General features: G+C 74.0%; 16 protein-coding genes. 12 read left to right on the forward strand and 4 right to left on the reverse strand.

Features of this window, described 5'->3' with window-relative positions:
• Positions 1 to 55: 55 nt before the first annotated feature.
• Together rmuC and CFP66_RS04910 are read left to right on the forward strand one after the other, a co-directional pair.
• Positions 56 to 1,594 (forward strand): DNA recombination protein RmuC, encoded by a 1,539-nt coding sequence (rmuC, locus tag CFP66_RS04900; RefSeq protein WP_233159140.1) that lies wholly within the window; start codon positions 56 to 58, stop codon positions 1,592 to 1,594.
• Complete coding sequence (locus CFP66_RS04910) at positions 1,591 to 2,394, forward strand: DUF6542 domain-containing protein (protein WP_143517116.1); 804 nt, start codon at positions 1,591 to 1,593, stop codon at positions 2,392 to 2,394. Before rmuC ends, CFP66_RS04910 begins: the two co-directional genes overlap by 4 nt.
• On the opposite strand, the gene CFP66_RS04915 is transcribed toward CFP66_RS04910, so the two are convergent.
• Positions 2,327 to 3,280: a 4-hydroxy-3-methylbut-2-enyl diphosphate reductase gene (locus CFP66_RS04915; RefSeq protein ID WP_094920650.1), complete on the reverse strand. Its 954-nt coding sequence runs from the start codon at positions 3,278 to 3,280 to the stop codon at positions 2,327 to 2,329. The genes CFP66_RS04910 and CFP66_RS04915 overlap by 68 nt on opposite strands.
• A gap of 145 nt (positions 3,281 to 3,425) precedes the next feature.
• On the opposite strand from CFP66_RS04915, the gene CFP66_RS04920 reads away from it, so the two are divergent.
• Genes CFP66_RS04920 through CFP66_RS04930 form a run of 3 tightly spaced genes read left to right on the forward strand, consistent with a single transcriptional unit; the run spans position 3,426 to position 5,523 of the window.
• A complete protein-coding gene (locus CFP66_RS04920; protein ID WP_094920651.1) occupies positions 3,426 to 4,034 on the forward strand; it encodes a lipid droplet-associated protein in 609 nt (202 codons plus the stop codon).
• On the forward strand, positions 4,031 to 5,311 hold the full coding sequence (gene xseA, locus CFP66_RS04925; protein WP_094920653.1) for an exodeoxyribonuclease VII large subunit: 1,281 nt from the start codon (positions 4,031 to 4,033) through the stop codon (positions 5,309 to 5,311). The genes CFP66_RS04920 and xseA overlap by 4 nt, the downstream gene beginning before the upstream one ends.
• On the forward strand, positions 5,308 to 5,523 hold the full coding sequence (locus tag CFP66_RS04930) for an exodeoxyribonuclease VII small subunit (protein WP_094920655.1): 216 nt from the start codon (positions 5,308 to 5,310) through the stop codon (positions 5,521 to 5,523). Before xseA ends, CFP66_RS04930 begins: the two co-directional genes overlap by 4 nt.
• 16 nt (positions 5,524 to 5,539) lie before the next feature.
• Here CFP66_RS04930 and CFP66_RS04935 read toward each other — a convergent pair whose 3' ends face one another.
• Complete coding sequence (locus CFP66_RS04935; protein WP_158228025.1) at positions 5,540 to 6,130, reverse strand: DUF4245 domain-containing protein; 591 nt, start codon at positions 6,128 to 6,130, stop codon at positions 5,540 to 5,542.
• A gap of 159 nt (positions 6,131 to 6,289) precedes the next feature.
• On the opposite strand from CFP66_RS04935, the gene glpX reads away from it, so the two are divergent.
• On the forward strand, positions 6,290 to 7,363 hold the full coding sequence (glpX, locus tag CFP66_RS04940; protein WP_369804973.1) for a class II fructose-bisphosphatase: 1,074 nt from the start codon (positions 6,290 to 6,292) through the stop codon (positions 7,361 to 7,363).
• A 4-nt stretch (positions 7,364 to 7,367) separates the two neighbouring features.
• On the opposite strand, the gene CFP66_RS04945 is transcribed toward glpX, so the two are convergent.
• Together CFP66_RS04945 and CFP66_RS48435 are read right to left on the reverse strand one after the other, a co-directional pair.
• A complete protein-coding gene (locus tag CFP66_RS04945; protein WP_094920660.1) occupies positions 7,368 to 8,762 on the reverse strand; it encodes an FAD-binding oxidoreductase in 1,395 nt (464 codons plus the stop codon).
• A 79-nt stretch (positions 8,763 to 8,841) separates the two neighbouring features.
• A complete protein-coding gene (locus CFP66_RS48435) occupies positions 8,842 to 9,618 on the reverse strand; it encodes a response regulator transcription factor (protein ID WP_198961240.1) in 777 nt (258 codons plus the stop codon).
• A gap of 381 nt (positions 9,619 to 9,999) precedes the next feature.
• Between CFP66_RS48435 and CFP66_RS04955 the strand changes: the two genes are divergently transcribed.
• The 6 genes from CFP66_RS04955 (at position 10,000) to CFP66_RS04980 (ending at position 18,322) form a co-directional block, all read left to right on the forward strand.
• Entirely contained in the window at positions 10,000 to 11,403 is a 1,404-nt protein-coding gene (locus tag CFP66_RS04955; RefSeq protein WP_094920661.1) for a class II fumarate hydratase, read from the forward strand.
• 58 nt (positions 11,404 to 11,461) lie between these two features.
• On the forward strand, positions 11,462 to 12,892 hold the full coding sequence (locus CFP66_RS04960) for an MFS transporter (protein ID WP_233159142.1): 1,431 nt from the start codon (positions 11,462 to 11,464) through the stop codon (positions 12,890 to 12,892).
• A gap of 438 nt (positions 12,893 to 13,330) precedes the next feature.
• Positions 13,331 to 14,503: an EAL domain-containing protein gene (locus tag CFP66_RS04965; protein ID WP_158228026.1), complete on the forward strand. Its 1,173-nt coding sequence runs from the start codon at positions 13,331 to 13,333 to the stop codon at positions 14,501 to 14,503.
• A gap of 362 nt (positions 14,504 to 14,865) precedes the next feature.
• Complete coding sequence (locus tag CFP66_RS04970) at positions 14,866 to 16,374, forward strand: ATP-dependent DNA ligase (RefSeq protein ID WP_094920664.1); 1,509 nt, start codon at positions 14,866 to 14,868, stop codon at positions 16,372 to 16,374.
• On the forward strand, positions 16,374 to 16,862 hold the full coding sequence (locus CFP66_RS04975; RefSeq protein ID WP_094920666.1) for a hypothetical protein: 489 nt from the start codon (positions 16,374 to 16,376) through the stop codon (positions 16,860 to 16,862). The genes CFP66_RS04970 and CFP66_RS04975 overlap by 1 nt, the downstream gene beginning before the upstream one ends.
• A gap of 20 nt (positions 16,863 to 16,882) precedes the next feature.
• Complete coding sequence (locus tag CFP66_RS04980; protein WP_094920667.1) at positions 16,883 to 18,322, forward strand: GuaB1 family IMP dehydrogenase-related protein; 1,440 nt, start codon at positions 16,883 to 16,885, stop codon at positions 18,320 to 18,322.
• The last annotated feature ends 22 nt before the right edge of the window (positions 18,323 to 18,344 follow it).

Raw genomic sequence — 18,344 nt, forward strand, 5'->3', positions numbered from 1 at the left:
TGGGCCCGGCGCGCCTGCGCGAGTTCCGTCGGAGTGGCTGTGCACCCTGGTCGTCGTGGACACCGCGACCGCTTCCGTGCTGCTCATCGGTGTGATCGTCGGCGCCGTACTCGGTGCCGGCGCCGTGTGGGTGCTCGTGACGTCCCGGTCGCGGGTGGCCGCTGCGGAGACCGCGCGCGCCGCGGCCGACGCGTCGGCGAGGCTGCGCTCGGAGGCCGCGGGGCTGCGGGCCGAGCGCACCGGGTTGCTGGATCGGCTCGAGGAGCAGGGCGAGGCCCACGACCGCGCCGTCGAACGGCTGCGGCGCGCGGAGGCGGAGGCGGCGGGCGCCACCGCGGCGCTGCACGCCGAGCGGGAGGCGGGCGCGCAGCGGGAGGCCATGCTCACCCGCCGCGACGTGGAGCTCAAGCAGGCGTTCCAGGCGCTGTCGGCCGACGCGCTGGCGCGCAACAACGAGCAGTTCGTCGCGCTCGCCGAGGGCCGCATCAAGGAGGCGACGGCGGCGCTCACCGCGAAGGCCGACGGCGACGCCACGGCCCGCTCGCAGGCGCTCGGCAAGCTGCTGGACCCGGTGGCCGCCACGCTGCAGCGCGTGGAGGGCCAGCTGCGCACCGTCGAGAAGGAACGGGAATCGGCCTACGCGGGCCTTCGTGAGCAGGTCACCGCGATGCGCTCCAGCTCCGAGCGCCTGCAGGACGAGACGAAGCAGCTGGTCAACGCGCTGCGGGCACCGCAGGTCCGCGGCCGCTGGGGCGAGCTGCAGCTGGAGCGCATCGTGCAGCTGGCCGGGATGGTCGAGCACTGCGACTTCTCCACGCAGGTGGTCGGGCAGGGCGAGGACGGCGGCGTGCGGCCCGACATGGTGGTGCACCTCGCCGGCGGCAAGCAGGTGGTCGTGGACGCGAAGGTGCCGTTCGCGGCCTACCTGGAGGCGGTCGAGTCGCGCGACCCGGACGTCCACCGGGAGCGGCTCTCCGCCCACTCCCGCCAGCTGCGCCAGCACGTCGACGCGCTCAGCGCGAAGAGCTACTGGGCGGCGTTCCAGCCGTCCCCGGAGTTCGTCGTGCTGTTCGTGCCGGGCGACCCGTTCCTGGAGGCGGCGTTGCAGGCCGATCCGGCGCTGCTGGAGTACTCCTTCTCGCACAACGTCGTGATCGCCACGCCCACCACGCTCATCGCGCTGCTGCGCACCGTCGCCTACACGTGGCGCCAGGAGGCGCTCGCCCGCAACGCCGCCCAGGTGCACCAGCTGGGCAAGGAGCTGCACAGCCGCCTGGCGACGATGGGCACCCACGTCGCGAAGCTGGGCCGCAGCCTCGATTCGGCCGTCTCGAGCTACAACCAGACCGTGTCCTCGCTCGAGGCCCGCGTGCTCGTCACGGCGCGCAAGCTCACCGATCTCGAGGTTACCGACGCCGACATCCCCGAGCCGAGCCAGGTCGAGCGCGCACCCCGCACCATCGCCGCGCCGGAGCTCGTGGCGTCGGCCGCCGACTCGCTGGTCTCCCTGCACGAACTCAGCCGCGCCGACCGGACGGGTGACCGGCCCGGCGACAACGGCCACGGGGAGTCGCGGGCTACCGTGACGGGATGACCGAGCCGGCCGGTGAGCGGACCCCGCGGCGCCGCGGTGCCGGGAGCACCGGCGCTCGTTCCCAGAACAGGAGCGGGCGGGCCGGCGCCGGCTCGCCCGAGGAGCCACCGGTCACCGGGCGGACGTCCCGTCGGAGCGCCTCCGCGCCCGCGGCGTCCACCGGGAAGCCGGCCTCCGCCGCCCGGAAGGGCACCGGGAAGGTGGCCGACCGCAAGGAGCGGATCCGCCGCAACGCCGCCCAGAAGAGCGCCGCCGAGAAGAAGGCGGCCGCAGGCGCCGCCGCGGACCGGGAGCCCCCGGTGCGTGGCACGGGCGGCCGCTGGCCGATGGCCGACCGTTCCGTGCTGGCGACCGTCCTGGGCATCCCCCCGATCGCGGCCGTCGGGCTCGCGGCGGCGCTCACGGCCGTCGGCGTTCTCGTCGACCTGACACAGGTCGGCGGCCTCGGCACCGTGTTCACGATCTGCCACATCAGCGGATGTGTGCTGGCCCTGGCCTGGGTGCGGCGCACCGGACTGTTCGGGCCGATGGTGCAGCCCCCGCTGCTGGTGGCCCTGTCCGTGCCGGTGGTCGTGCTGCTCTCGGGCACCCCGCGCCCCGGTCAGGGTGTGGCCGAGCGGCTCCTGGTGATCGGGGCGCCACTGGTCAACGCGTTCCCGGTGATGGCGTGGACCACCGGGATCGTGCTGGTCGCCGGCCTGCTGCGGGTCTTCCTGCAGCGTCCGGTGGGCGTCAGCGGGAGCGCGCGGGGCGCAGCTCCCGCGGCAAGGAGAACGTCAGCGTCTCCTCGGCCGTCGTGACCTCCTCGACCGACCCCCAGCCCCGCTCGGCCAGGTGGTCGAGCACGCCGCGCACCAGTACCTCGGGCACGGAGGCGCCGCTGGTGAGGCCGATGGTGCCCACACCCTCGAGCCACGCGTCGTCGATCTCCTTGGCGTAGTCGATCAGGTGCCCGGCGCCCGCACCCGCGGTGAGCGCCACCTCGACCAGCCGTACCGAGTTCGAGGAGTTCTTCGACCCGACGACTAGCACCAGGTCGCACTGCGGCGCCATCGCCTTCACCGCCACCTGGCGGTTCTGCGTGGCGTAGCAGATGTCGTCGCTGGGCGGGTTCTGCAGCGAGGGGAAGCGCTCGCGCAGCGCCCGCACCGTCTCCATCGTCTCGTCGACCGACAGCGTGGTCTGCGACAGCCACACCACCTTGTCCGGGTCGCGGACGGTGACGCCCTCGACGTCGGCGGCGGTCTCCACGAGCTGGATGTGCTGGGGCGCCTCGCCGGAGGTGCCCTCGACCTCCTCGTGCCCGTGGTGGCCGACGAGCAGGATGTCGTACTCCTCGCGCGCGAAGCGCTTCGCCTCCTGGTGCACCTTCGTCACGAGCGGGCAGGTGGCGTCGATGGTGCGCAGACCGCGGTCCTTGGCCTGGTCGCGCACGGCGGGCGAGACTCCGTGGGCCGAGAACACCACGAGCGCGCCCTCCGGCACCTCGTCCGCCTCGTCGACGAAGATCGCGCCACGCTCGGTGAGCGTCTCCACCACGTGCACGTTGTGCACGATCTGCTTGCGGACGTAGACCGGTGCGCCGTGCTGCTCGAGCGCCTGCTCGACGGCCTCGACGGCCCGGTCGACGCCCGCGCAGTACCCGCGTGGCGCGGCCAGCAGGACGCGCTTGGAAGCAACCGACATGCCTCCAGCGTACGGATGGACGCCGCAGCGACACCCCCACGGCGACGAACGGCACGTTCGTCGCCGCGGGGTGTCGCCGTGGGGTGTCGCGGATGTGTGCGCCCCGGGGCTGCTGACAGCTCCCCCGCAGGGGAGACTGTGACCCATGAGTCCGCTGCCGCTGCCGGTCCGCGTCGCCGCCGGCCTCGTCGCGTCCGCCGTGGAGCAGGCCCGGGACCTGCCGCGCCTCGCCGTCGAGTTCCCCGTCACCGCCGTCAGCCAGGCCTTGCAGGCGTCCATGCGGATGCAGCAGAAGGTCACGGAGCTGGCGATCAAGGGAGATCAGGCGCTCGGCGCGCTGCGCCCCGTCGAGGAGCGGCCCAGCTGGGCCACCTTCGACGACGAGGACGAGGAGCCCCTCGCCGGCGGCAGGAACAACGGTGCGAGCACCGTCACCGAGCTGCGGCCGCCCCGGGAGCCGCGGTCCGAGACGCCCGCCGACGCCGATGTGGACACGGCCGTGGAGACCGGCGCCGAGGCCACCGCGACGGACGAGACCGCCGGCGGGCCGGCGCCGACCGGGGAGCCTGACGCCTCCGGGCCGAACGTGCTGCCGGGATACGCGACCATGACGATCCCGCAGCTGCGCGGACGCCTGCGTTTCCTGTCCGCCGACGAGCTGCACACCCTGCTGGAGTGGGAGACGGCGCACGGGAACCGCCCGCCGTTCGTCACGATGCTCTCCAACCGGATCACCACGGTCACGGAAGGGTGAGCACCTCCCCCGAGCAGCCCTGGCCGGTGCGCACGGTCGCCCGCAAGATCGCCGAATGGGTCGACCGGCTCGGAGCGGTGTGGGTGGAGGGACAGCTCGCGCAGGTCACCGCGCGCGCGGGCACCGGAACCGCCTTCCTCGTGCTGCGCGATCCCGCGGCCGACGTGTCGCTGCAGCTCACCGCGCCGATCGGGCTGGTGCACGGCGGCGGCCCGGCGGTGGCCGAGGGCAACCGCGTGGTGGTGCACGGCAAGCCCTCGTTCTTCCTGGGCCGCGGCACGCTCTCCCTGCGCGTCGACGACATCCGCGCCGTCGGCATCGGTGAGCTGCTGGCCCGCATCGAGCGACTGCGCCGGCTCCTCGCCGCCGAGGGCCTGTTCGACGCCGCGCGCAAGCGCCGCCCACCGTTCCTGCCCGGCTGCATCGGGCTGGTCACCGGCCGGGCGTCCGCCGCCGAGCACGATGTCGTCACCAACGCGCAGGCCCGCTGGCCCGCCGTCCGCTTCCGGATCGAGCCGGTCGCCGTGCAAGGCGCGCTGGCCGTGCCGCAGATCCTCGACGCGCTCGGCGCGCTCGACCGCGACCCGGACGTCGACGTGATCGTGCTGGCCCGCGGGGGCGGCAGCGTCGAGGACCTCCTGCCGTTCTCCGACGAGACGCTCTGCCGCGCCGTCGCCGACTGCCGCACGCCGGTGGTGTCGGCGATCGGGCACGAGCCCGACACCCCGCTGGTCGACCACGTCGCGGACGTCCGCTGCTCCACACCCACCGAGGCCGGCCGCCGCCTGGTGCCCGACCTCGCCGAGGAGACCGCGCGCATCGCCGGGCTGCGCGACCGCGCCCGGCGGGCCCTGTCGGGCTGGGTCGACCGCGAGGAGCGGCTGCTCACAGCGTTGCGCGGCCGCCCTGTGCTGGCCGACCCGCTGCGGGCGCTGGACGCGCGAGCGGTCGAGGTCGAGCGGCTGCGTGGAGCCGTTCGCAGCTGCCTGGTGCGCGGATTGGACCGGCGCGGCCACGACCTCGAGCACGTACGGGCGCGCCTGTCCACCCTCGGGCCGGCCGCGACCCTGGCCCGCGGGTACGCCATCGTGCAACGCGACACCGGCGACGACCCGCTCCCGGTGCTGCGCTCGGCCGCCGAGGTCGGGCCCGGCGACCGGCTGCGGATCCGCGTGGCCGACGGCGCCGTAGCCGCGTCCGTCGGCGAGGGGAAGAAGCCCGCCGCGAAGCGCAACGGCACGCGGGCGAAGAAGACGACGGGAGCAACCACACCATGAGCGAACGCCCTGCCGTCGAAGGGCTGGGCTACGAGCAGGCCCGCGACGAGCTCACCGAGGTGGTGCGCACCCTGGAGGCGGGCGGTCTCGGCCTCGACGAGTCGGTCGCGCTGTGGGAGCGCGGCGAGGCGCTCGCCCGCCGCTGCGAGGAGCAGCTGGCCGGGGCGCGGGAGCGCGTCGAGAAGGTGCTCGGCGAGGCGGAGCCGGGCTGACGCGAACCGCCGCCGGCTACGCGCCCGCCGGCTCCCCCGCCGCCACCGACGCGGCCAGCGTGCGGAAGTCCGCCTCGCTGCCGCTCCCGGTGATCAGCAGCCGCGCCGGTGCCAGCTCGGTGATCCAGATCTGTTCCCCGCGCTCGCCGACGTAGGCCACCCAGCGCTGTCCGTCGATGTCGACGACGCCCTGCGCCGTCACGGGCCCGGCTCCCGCCTCCGCCGTCAGCAGGGCCTCCTCGGAGGCGTCGCTCTGCACCAGCCGCAGGTAGCGCCCGTCCGCGGTGAGGTACCCGGTACGCACCGCCTGTCCCCCGTCGGGGACGGGGGCACTGTCGACCGCGTTGGCCCGCCAGCCCGCGGGCACCGCCGGGACCCGCACCGGGAACTGCAGTCCCGGGGCGAGGCGGGCCAGCTCCGCGGGCGCGTCGACCACCGGGAGCCGGGAGGAGTCGACGGTGGGCCCGGTGGGCGCGAAGGTGCAGGAACGCGTCACACCGCCCGCCACGAGGACCACCAGCACCAGCACGGCGAGCGCGGCGACCATGTGGCGACCGGTCAGGGCCGAGCGCGGCGGCTTCGACAGCGGATCGGGTTCGGAACTCACGACGCCCATGGTCCCAGGCCGCGGTGACAGGACGCGCGGTGGCAGGACGCGGTGACAGGACGTGCCGATGGTCTCAAGCGACGGTCCGCACCCGCCGCGAACGGCCCTGGTCTGCGAGGATCGACCGGCCGCCGCCACGGCAGAAGGAGGCCTGAGATGATCACATCCGAGGACGGGGGCGTCCCGCGCGAGCGCCGCCGGGAGGCGCCGGACCGCAACTTGGCGATGGAGCTGGTCCGCGTCACCGAGGCCGCGGCGATGGCCGCGGGGCGCTGGGTCGGGCGCGGGGACAAGAACGGCGGGGACGGCGCGGCCGTCGACGCCATGCGCCAGCTCATCGGCACCGTGAAGATGCGCGGGGTCGTCGTGATCGGCGAGGGCGAGAAGGACGAGGCGCCCATGCTGTTCAACGGCGAGCACGTCGGCGACGGCGAAGGCCCGGAGTGCGACGTCGCCGTCGACCCGATCGACGGCACCACGCTGATGGCCAAGGGCATGCCCGGATCCGTCGCGGTGCTCGCGGTGGCCGAGCGGGGTGCCATGTTCGACCCGTCGGCCGTGTTCTACATGGAGAAGCTCGCCGTCGGGCCGGAGGCGGCCGACGTCATCGACATCACGGCGCCGATCGGCGAGAACATCCGCCGCGTCGCGCGGGCCAAGCACCTCGACGTCAGCGACGTCACGGTGTGCGTGCTCGACCGGCCGCGGCACGAGTCCCTGGTCAAGGACATCCGCGGCACCGGCGCCCGCATCCAGTTCATCTCCGACGGCGACGTCGCGGGCTCGATCTCCGCCGCCCGCGCGCACACCGGCATCGACCTGCTGGTCGGCATCGGCGGCACCCCCGAAGGCATCATCAGCGCGGCCGCGCTGAAGTGCATGGGCGGCGCGATCCAGGGGCGGCTGTGGCCCCGCGACGACGACGAGCGGGCGAAGGCGATCGCCGCGGGCCACGACCTCGACCGCGTGCTGACCACGGACGAGCTGGTCCGCGGCGACAACGTCTTCTTCTGCGCCACCGGCGTCACCGACGGCGACCTGCTGCAGGGCGTGCGGTACTGGGCGGGCGGCTGCACCACGCAGTCGATCGTCATGCGCTCGAAGTCCGGCACCGTGCGCATGATCGACGGTTCCCACCGGCTGACGAAGCTGCGCGAGTACTCCTCGGTGAACTTCGACCTGTCCGACGAGGAGCTCGACGCGGTCGAGCACTCGGCGCCACCCCTGCCGTAAGGCCTCAGCGTGCGGCCGGCCGGATGTTCGCGTTGCGGTGGAACAGGTTGGTCGGGTCGTAGACGGCCTTGATCCCGGCGAGGCGGTCGTACTTCGGGCCGTAGATGGCCCGAACGCGCTCATCGTCGAACTCGATCAGCCCGTTGAGGTAGCCCACCTCATCACCGGTGTGCGGTTGCAGTGCCGCCCACAGCTCGCGGACCCACCTGCGTTCGCCGTCGAGGGCCTCGGGCGAGGGCGCGAGGCCGACGATGAACGCCTGGTACTGCGGGGCGCGGCTGCCGCCGAACGCGGTGGCCTCGTCGGCGGTCTCGGAGAACGCCCCGTCCAGCCGGTAGATCATCAGCACCGACAGCGGGGACACCTTGCGCGGCAGGTGCTCGGCGATCACGTCGATCACCTCGTCGGTGAGCTCGCCGACGTAGGTGCCCTTCTCGTAGCAGTGGAACCCCCACGCGTTGCCCTCGTCGAACATCTGCTGCAGCGCGACGTAGGGCATCGGTGTGGCCATCTCGAACAGCGGGGGCACCGCGGAGCGCAGCCGGTCCAGCGCGTCGGCATGCTCACGCGCCGAGCCGAACCCGACGACGACGAGCGCAACCCCGGGCCGCAGCCGGTGCTCCTCGGGCACGAACGGCGCTGGTGGCGCGTGCACCCCGGCGATCAGGACGTTGATGTCCCGGGAGAGTGCGGGCACCGTGTCGCGGGCCGCCCGGAGGGCGTCGCCGCACCGGTCGAGCCCGAAGAACAGCATGCCCACCTGCACGATGGGCCCGACCTCGTGCAGCCGGAACTCGAACTCGGTGACGACGCCGAAGTTGCCACCGCCACCCCGGACCGCCCAGAAGAGGTCGGCGTTCTCGTCCTCGGCGGCACGCAGCGCTCGCCCGTCGGCGGTGACGACCTGCACCGACACCAGGTTGTCGACGGCCAGACCGTGCCTGCGGGTCAGCCAGCCCATCCCGCCGCCGAGGGTGAGCCCCGCGACGCCGGTGTGACTGACCATCCCGGCGGGCGCGGCGAGGCCGTGCTCCTGCGCGGCCGCGTCGAGCTGGGCGAGGGTGGCACCTCCGCCGACTCGTGCACGCCGGGTCCGGGGGTCGACGTCCACGCGGTCGAGCAGGCTCAGGTCGATCATGAGACCGCCGTCCACGACCGCGGTACCGGCCGGGTTGTGGGCCCCGCCGCGCACCGCGATCTCCAGGCCCCGCTCGCGGCCGAAGGCGACCGCGGCGCAGACGTCGGCCGTGCTCGTGCAGCGCGCAACGGCGGCCGGAGTGCGGTCGATCGCCGCGTTCCAGACCCGCCGCACCTCGTCGTAGCCCTGGTCACCGGGGCCGACCACCGCTCCGGCCATCGTGGCGCGCAGCTCGTCGAACTCGCTCAGCATCGAGGTCATCGCCGGTCTCCTTACCCCTCGGGCGTGCGACGGTAGGAGGCCGACGCGACCGCGCCCATACGCAGATCTGCGTACGGGGCTACCGCCGGTCGAGCAGGCCCAGCCGCTGCGCCCGGAGCACCGCGCCCAGCCGGTCGCGGACGCCGAGCTTGGCGTAGACGCGTTCGAGGTGCTTGTGGACCGTGCGCTCGGTGATCAGCAGCCGGCGGCCGATCGCTCCCGCGGTGAGGCCGTCGGCGAGCTGGGCGAGGACGGCGAGCTCGCGCGGCGTCAGGTGCAGGCTGGTGGCGACGTCGCGGGCGACGGCGCCGTCGCACCGCTTGCGGAACTCCGCGACCTGCCGGTCCAGGCTGCGCAGCAGGTGCTGCAGGCATCCCGCCATGCGCATCTCGTCGGGCGTGAACGGGTCCGTGCGCCCCATCACGAAGGCCCGGTGGCTACCGACGCCGACGTGCACCGGCAACGCCAGTTGCGACTGCGAGCCCCACGGCGCCGCCACCTCGCGCCAACTCCCCATGAGGGTCGGGTCCGCGAACGGCTCGGGCACCTCCTGCACCTGGATCGCGCGCCAGTCGGCGGTGGCGAGGTAGTAGCGCAGGATCGGGTGCTGCGTGGGGGCGTGGTGCACGCCCCAGTGGTCGATCTCGGCCCGGTGGCCCCCGAACTGCTCGTCGCGCGGCCACATCCGCTGGACGGCGAGGCGGCCGGGCTCGCGGAAGTGGTAGGCGGTGCCCACCAGCCCGAAGGAGTCCTGCAGCTGCGCGGTGATCCGGTCCTCCGGCAGCTCGATGAGCGGCGCCGACAGCAGATCGGCCACCAGGTCCAGCCACTCCCGCTCACGGGTCGCGCGGTCCATGGAGGGACCCTCGCCGCGGGCGGCAGGACGTTAACCCCTCCGGGCGCTCTCACCCGCGCGGAGCACGCACGCCGCAGGGCACCAGCACCGCGGCGCCGCGTGTCCGCAGCACGGTGCTGCCGAACTCCACGGTGTCGCCGGACCGGCGGCGTGCCCGGCAGCGCTCCCCTCCCCGGGTCCGCCGTCCGGTCCGGCGACCGTGCCCGTGCCGCCCCCGCCTCCCGTCTCCGCAGGCCGACGCCTCCGGTGGCGGGGGCTCGGGATCGGCACGAGCAGATCATGGTCCGCTCGGTGGCGCGGCGGGATACGCACATCTGCGTAGGACGTGGCCGCGGCCACCCGTTGCTGCGCGGGGCGGGTCGCCGGAGAACACTGGGGTGCATGGCCACCGACGACGCGTTCCGGATCGAGCACGACACGATGGGCGAGGTCAGGGTGCCCGTCGATGCCCTCTGGCGCGCCCAGACCCAACGCGCCGTCGAGAACTTCCCGATCTCCGGGCGCGGGCTCGAACGCGCCCAGATCCGCGCGCTCGGGCTCGTCAAGGGGGCGGCCGCACGGGTGAACAAGCAGATCGGGGTGCTCCCCGCCGAGCTCGCCGACGCGATCGCCGCCGCCGCCGACGAGGTGGCCGCGGGCCTGCACGACGGGCACTTCCCCGTCGACGTGTTCCAGACCGGGTCCGGCACGAGCTCGAACATGAACGCCAACGAGGTGATCGCCTCGATCGCCGCCCGCGCCGGCGTCGAGGTGCACCCGAACGACCACGTCAACGCGTCGCAGTCGTCGAACGACGTCTTCCCGACCACGATCCACGTCGCCGCCACCGAGGCCCTCGCGGGCGATGTCGTCGATGCACTGGAGCACCTCGCCGCGGCGCTGCGCCGCCGGGCTCAGGACTGGGCCGAGGTCGTCAAGGCCGGGCGTACGCACCTGATGGACGCGGTGCCGATCACCCTCGGCCAGGAGGCCGGTGGCTGGGCCACGCAGATGGAGTACGGCGCCGAGCGGATCCGCGGGGCCCTGCCCCGGCTGGCGCAGCTCCCGATCGGCGGCACGGCCGTCGGCACCGGGCTCAACGCGCCCGACGGGTTCGCCTCGGGTGTGGTCGAGGAGCTGCGGCGCAGCACCGGCCTCGCGTTGCTCACCGAGGCCGAGGACCACATCGAGGCCCAGGGCGCGCGCGACGGGCTCGTCGAGGCCTCGGGCGCCCTGCGCACCGTCGCGGTCTCCCTGTTCAAGGTCGCCAACGACATCCGCTGGCTGGGCTCCGGCCCGCGCACCGGCCTGGCCGAGCTGCGCCTGCCCGACCTGCAGCCGGGTAGCTCGATCATGCCCGGGAAAGTCAACCCGGTGATCTGCGAGGCCACGATGATGGTGGCCACCCAGGTGATCGGCAACGACGCCACGGTCGGGTTCGCGGGCAGCCAGGGCAACCTGGAGCTGAACGTGATGATGCCGGTGATGGCGCGCAACCTGCTCGAGTCGGCCCGGCTGCTCGCCGCTGCCGCGCGCGTGCTCGCGGACAAGGTCGTGGACGGCATCGAGGCCGACGTCGAGCGGGCCCGCGAGCTCGCCGAGTCCTCGCCCTCGATCGTCACGCCGCTCAACCGCTACCTCGGCTACGAAGAGGCGGCGTCGATCGCGAAGCAGTCGCTCAAGGAGCGCAGGACGATCCGCGAGGTCGTGCTGGAGCGCGGCCACGTGGACGCCGGGAAGCTCACCCTCGAGCAGCTCGACGCGGCCCTCGACGTGCTGGCGATGGCCCGGGGCAGCAAGCCCTGATTTGGTTGCTTGTCGAAAGGTAAGTATTCTGGGGATCCTCTGAGGGAGGGTGCCCCAGGTGCGCAGGTCTGCCGCCGACAACCACATTCCTGACGATCACGTTCCGACCGCCGTTCCGCCGGCCGGTGACGAGCCCGACCCGCGACGGTGGATCGTCTTCGCCGTCGTCGGGGTCGCGTTCTTGATGATCGCTCTCGACCAGACGTCGGTGGCCACCGCGCTGTCGACACTGCAGGAGGACCTCGGCGCCGACCTGGCCTGGACCGGCTGGACGATCACGATCTATTCCGTCGGCCAGATCCTGGCGCTGCCGCTGGCCGGCCGGCTCAGCGACCAGTTCGGGGCGCGGCGGCTCTTCCTCGGTGCGATCGCGGTGTTCACCGTGATCTCGCTGCTGTGCGGGCTGTCGGCCAACCTCGGCCAGCTGATCGTGTGCCGGTTCCTGGAAGGACTCGCGGGCGGCGCCCTGCTGCCCTCGGCCACCGCGATCGTCGCCGCGCAGTTCGGGCGGGACCGCGACCGCGCGATCGCCCTGTTCTCCAGCGTCTTCCCGATCGGGGCGATCCTCGGCCCGCTGCTGGGCGGCGTGCTGCTCACGGTGTTCTCGTGGCGGGCGATCTTCCTGGTCAACCTGCCGGTCGGGGTCGCGCTGCTGGTGCTCGGCTCGCTGCTGATCCGGGAGCTGCCCCGGTCCCGCCCGGGCCCGGTCGACTTCGGCGGCATCGCCCTGATGCTGGTGCTGCTGGTCTCCGGCATGGTGGCGATCACCGGCATCGGCTCGGTCACCAGCGGCTGGGTCGGACTGCTGGCGGTGGCCGTCCCGGCCGTGTTCAGCGCCGGGGCCGCGGCGCTGTTCCTGCGCCACATCACCCGCCACCCGCACCCGGTGGTGCCGCTGCAACTGCTCGCCGGCAAGCACCTGGGCGCGATCAACCTGGCCAACGTGCTGTTCGGCGCGGCCGCCATCGGCTTCTCCGCGCTCGTGCCGCACTACGCCCAGGTCCGCTACGGCATCGTGCCGATCGCGGCCGGGGCGCTGCTCACGGCGCGGGCCATCGGCATGATCAGCACGTCGTGGATCGCGGTGGCGCTGCTGCGCCGGCTGGGCCACCGGCCGCTGCTGATCGTCGGGATGGGCACGGTCGCCGCCGGGCTGACGCTGACGGCGCTCCCACCGGTCGGCATGTCCCCCGAGGCCTGGCTGTTCATCTCCGCGGCGGTGATGGGTCTCGGCATGGGCGTCGCCGCTCCCGCCACCAACAACGCCGGCATGCACCTGGTGCCCGACCAGGCCTCCGCCGCGTCGGGCCTGCGGACGATGTTCCGCCAGACCGGGGCCATCCTCGCGGTCTCGGTGACCACTGCCGTCACGTCCGCGAGCGCCGACCCGGGCGCCGCCAACGCCATCGCGTTCGCCGCGCTCGCCGGCGTCACGGTGGTGGCGCTGGTGGTCGCGGCGCGGGTCCCGAACCACCGCGGGCGGTGGTGACGGAAGCCATCGGCGCGCGAGCGCGGTGACGTACTCCTCCCGCGTCGCCTGCGTTCCGCGGCACGCAACCGTTTCCTGTGGGCGCGCCGTTCCCGGCTCGCCCACCGCAACCCGCCCCACGAGGCAGTGCCACGGGGAGGAGCGGCGCCGGGGCCGGGTTGCTCGCGCACCCTGTTTCCGGTCACACCCCCTGATTCGCCCGGCGCACCCCGTCGACGGGTGGGCGGAGAAGGGATGGGTGGGCGTTGCAGGAAAGAAGTGGGCGACTGGCGGCCGAGCGGTTGCCCGCGAGCAGCGCCCTTTTCGCCCTCGGACGCACCTGCACTGCTCCGAACAGGCGTAACGCCGATCGCAGTGCGTGAAGGTTCACCCATCGTTCACCGTCCGACGCGGCCGACCGTGGTTGCATCGCGATGCCCGCGGTGGAAGGAGCGCACGATGAGTGACTACGGCCGTTTCGCTTTCGAGCCGCTGCTGAACCTCGCCAACGGCCGGCCCGTGGGGCTGGAGATCGTCCGTTGCCAGGCGCGCGACCAGGCCGAGCACGTCGCGCGCAACGCGGTCTGGGGTACGCGGCAGCTCGCCGAGTTCGACTCCGGGATCGCCATCGCGTCCGTGCTGCACGGCACCGGCTACGACGCCACCGTGCCGCTGCACGTCGACCTGCTCGCCGACACCGTCGTCGTCGCGCGACGGCGGATCACCCAGCTGCGCGGCTCGCTGCTCGCCCGGGACGCCGACCGCCCGGCGCCGCCGATGCTGCTCGAGATCAACCCCGCGCTGTCGGCCGCGCCGCCCGATGCGCTCGCCGAGGGCATCTCCGAGCTGCGGGCCGACGGATTCGGCATCGGCCTGGACGGCGCCGCTCGCGGGTTCGGCCTCGACCTGATCGCCGAGCTGGCGCCCGACCTGGTCAAGCTCGACGCGGGCGTGGTGGCGCGGTTGCCGCACGAGCAGCGCGCCCGCATCGTGGCCCAGGCGCTCCTCGAGGTCTGCCGCGCCGTGGGCGTCCGGGTCGCCGCGGCCGGCGTCTCCACCCCCGACCAGCTCACCGCGGTGCGCGACCTCGGCATCGCGTGGGCCCAGGGTCCCCTGCTCGCCGAGCCGCGACGGCGCCCGTCCACGGCCGGCATCCTGTTGCCGCTCGACCTGATGCCCCGGATGCGCACCGCGGCGCCCGCTCCTCAGGGGCCACCCCCGCCACCGCCGGTGGCCGGCCTCGCGCAGGCGGCGGTGAGCCTCCCGGAGAACGTGGCCGCGGAGAGCGTGCGGCAGGCGCTGGGTGACCACCCCCAGGCCGGCAGCGTCGTCCTGCTCGACACCGCAGGCCGCCCGACCGGCTTCCTCGACCGCAACCGTTTCATGCTCGCGATCTCCGGCCCGTTCGGCCGCGCCCTCTACGCCAACCGTCCCGCACGCGCTCTGGCCGAGCCGCCGCGGACCATCCCCGCCCGCACCGACGTGCGCAGCGCGCTGCAGTTCTGCCTCTCGGGCGACCGCGAACGCAGCTACGACGACCTGGTCCTGCTCGACGACGCCCGCGCCTGCGCCGGCATCGTCCGCGTCACCGACCTGCTGCAGGAGGCGACGGGCGTCACGACCGCAGCCTGACGTCGACCGTTCCGAGACGCACACCAGCACGGTGCGGCCGACGCTGGTGTACCCCTGGGCCCGATCAACTGCCGGTACCCGGCGCGAGCCGTACCTCGAGGTTGCCAAGGCGACGCCGGTGTGCTCCTCGGACCGATCTCGCCGCCGGCGACCCGGCGCCCGGTGATCACTCTGAACCGTACGTCTGGGCGGCGCCGCCGACCGTGGTGTGCTTCTCGGCCACGTCGGCCCGCGGTGATCGCCGCGAGTCGTACCTGAGCGCTTCCGTGGAGACCACGGCGTCCTTCTCGCGCTGATGATCGCCGCCTCCGGCTGACTGGTCGAGGCCTGAACCTGTCGGTGGAGCCTGCGACGATGGGTCCGTGCTGCTCGCCGACGTCGTCTCCACCTCCGCCGCGGTCGGGGCCACCCGCGCCCGCACGGCGAAGACGGCCGCGCTCGCCGCGCTGCTGCGCAGGGCCGAGGTCCACGAGGTCGAGCCGGCCACCGCGTGGCTCGCCGGGGAGCCGCGGCAGAGCCGGCTGGGCACCGGGTGGCGCACGCTGTCGGCCATCGACGCCCGGCCGGCGGCGCAGCCCGGGCTGCAGGTCGCCGAGGTCGAGGAGGCGCTCGACGCCCTGGCCGCCACCACCGGTGCCGGCTCCACCGCCCGTCGGGCCGCGCTGCTCGGCGCGTTGTTCGGCGCCGCCACCCGCGAGGAGCAGGCGTTCCTGCGCCGGCTGCTCACCGGCGAGCTGCGCCAGGGCGCGCTCGAGGGCGTGATGCTGGAGGCGATCGCGGCCGCGGCGCAGGTCCCGTCCGCCGTCGCGCGGCGCGCCTTCATGCTCTCCGGCCGGCTCCCGGCCACTGCCCGGCTGGCCCTCACCGAGGGCGTCGCCGGACTGGAGGCCGTGTCGCTGCAGGTGGGCAGGCCGGTCCGGCCCATGCTCGCCTCCCCCGCCGCCACGCTCGACTCGGCGCTGCACGAGCTCGCGCCCGAGGCGAGCGTCGAGTTCAAGCTCGACGGCGCGCGCATCCAGGTGCACCGCGCGGGCGCCGAGGTGCGGATCTGGACACGCACGCTGCGGGAGATCACGTCGAGCGCTCCGGAGCTGGTGGAGCTGGTACGCACGCTGCCCTGCCACTCGGTCGTGCTCGACGGCGAGACGCTCGCGCTGACCGACGACGGCCGGCCGCGGCCGTTCCAGGAGACGATGAGCCGCTTCGGCTCGGAGGCGGGCGAGGAGCTGCTGCGCCCGTTCTTCTTCGACTGCCTGCACCTCGACGGCACCGACCTGCTCGACGAGCCGCTGCACGTCCGGTTGGAGGCGCTGGAACGGGCGGTGGGTCGCCATCGCATGCCCGGCGTGTTGCGCCCCACCCCGGAGGAGGCCGCCGAGCTGCTCGAAGGCGCGCTGGAGGCGGGCCACGAGGGCGTGATGGTCAAGTCGCTGTCCGCGCCGTACGCGGCGGGCCGGCGCGGCCGTGCGTGGCAGAAGGTGAAGCCGGTGCACACGCTCGACCTCGTCGTGCTCGGCGCCGAGTGGGGCTACGGGCGCCGCACCGGCACGCTGTCCAACATCCACCTCGGTGCGCGCGACCCCGACGGCGGCGAGCCGATCATGGTGGGCAAGACGTTCAAGGGCATGACCGACGAGCTGCTGGCCTGGCAGACCGCCACCTTCCCGGCACTCGCCCGGGAGGAGCGCGGGCACGAGGTGCTGCTGCGCCCCGAACTGGTGGTCGAGATCGAGCTCGACGGCGCGCAGCGCAGCACCCGCTACCCCGGTGGCGTCGCGCTGCGCTTCGCGCGGGTCCTGCGCTACCGGCCCGACAAGACGCCCGCGGAGGCCGACACGATCCACGCCGTCCGCGCGCTGCTTCGCGGCTGATGGGCGCCACCGTCGAGCTGTGGTCGTTCCAGCCGCTCACCCGCCTGGCGGAGTTGGAGGCACACGGTGAGCTGGTCGGCTCGTGGGAGCACGTGCCCCCCAGCACCGGCGACGCGATCGCCCGTGGCTACCGCGCGATGACCGCCACGATGGAACGGGCCGGGGTGCCCACCGGCGGCCGCCCGCCGGTGTGGGCGTGGGGCGGTCGCCCCGTCACCGTCGCCGATGCCGAGTCCCTCGTCGGCGAGTCGTTGCGGCACGGCTGGGCGACGATCGAGTTCACCGCGCCCGCCGCGCTCGCGATGGCCACCGACTACGGCGCGTGGAACGACTACCTCGCCGAGCTCTTCGGGACCACCGGCGTCGTCCCGACGGCATGGGACGTGCCCACGCCGATCGGCCGCGAGCTGGTCCAGGTGTGCCTCCCGGTGCTGCGCGCGGAGTGGGTCCGCCAGGTCCACCCGCTGCCCCGGTCAGCTCCCGACTGACCGCGTACAATCGTCTTCTCGTGCGCTTCCTCGACGGGCAAGAGCCGAACCACGACCTCACCTACGACGACGTCTTCCTCGTACCGGGCAGGTCGTCGGTGGCCTCCCGGTTCGACGTCGATCTCACCACCGCCGACGGCTGCGGGGCCACGGTCCCGGTCGTCGCGGCGAACATGACCGCCGTGGCCGGGCGCCGCATGGCCGAGACGCTCGCGCGTCGCGGCGCGCTCACCGTGCTGCCGCAGGACGTGGCGCCCGAGGCGGTCGCGGAGATCGTCGCGTGGATCAAGTCACGGCACCCGGTGTGGGACACGCCCCTGGTGCTCACGCCCGCCGACGCCGTCGCCGACGCGCTGAACCTGCTGTCCAAGCGCGCACACGGGGCGGTCGTCGTCGTGGACGGGAGCGGACGGCCGGTCGGCACGGTCGACGAGGCCGCCTGCACCGGTGTGGACCGCTTCACCCGGCTCGGCGACGTGCTCGACCCGGCACCGGCGACCATGCCGCTGGACACCCCGCTGCGGGAGGTGTTCGAGTCGCTCGGCCCGCGCCGCGTCGCCCTCGGCCTCGACGGCGACGGCCGCCTGGCCGGGTTGCTCACCGGGCTCGGCGCGCTGCGCGCCGAGATCTACCGGCCCACCCTGGACGCCGCGGGCCGGCTGCGCACGGCCGCGGCCGTCGGCATCAACGGCGACGTGGGCGTCACGGCCAAGGCACTGATCGAGGCGGGGGTCGACGTGCTCGTCGTCGACACCGCCCACGGCCACCAGGACAAGATGCTCGACGCGCTGCGCGCCGTGCGCACGGTCGTCACCGACGCCGGCGCGAGCGTGCCGGTCGTCGCCGGCAACGTGGTCACCGCCGAGGGCGTGCGCGACCTCGCCGCGGCCGGAGCCGACATCGTCAAGGTCGGCGTCGGTCCCGGGGCCATGTGCACCACGCGGATGATGACCGGTGTCGGGCGTCCCCAGTTCTCCGCCGTGCGGGAATGCGCGGCCGCCGGGCGGGACCACGGCGCGCGCATCTGGGCCGACGGCGGGGTGCGCCACCCGCGCGACGTCGCCCTCGCCCTCGCCGCGGGGGCATCCGCGGTGATGATCGGTTCCTGGCTGGCGGGCACCTACGAGTCCCCCGGCGACATGCTGCGCGACGAGAACGGGCGCCCGTACAAGGAGTCGTTCGGCATGGCGTCCAAGCGGGCGGTCAGCGCCCGCACCCGTGGCGACGGCGGGTTCGACCGCGCCCGCAAGTCGCTGTTCGAGGAGGGCATCTCCAGCTCGAAGCAGCTACTGGACCCCGCCCGCCCGGGCGTCGAGGACGTTCTCGACGCCATCTGCTCCGGCGTCCGCTCCGCGTGCACGTACGCGGGTGCCCGCACGCTGGACGAGCTGCACGACCGTGCCGCGGTGGGCGTCCAGACGACGGCAGGCTTCGCCGAGGGCACCCCGCACGGCCTCTGACGCGACGAACGGCACTCTCGTC

It is taken from the genome of Pseudonocardia sp. MH-G8 (genome assembly GCF_002262885.1).
GTDB lineage: Bacteria > Actinomycetota > Actinomycetes > Mycobacteriales > Pseudonocardiaceae > Pseudonocardia.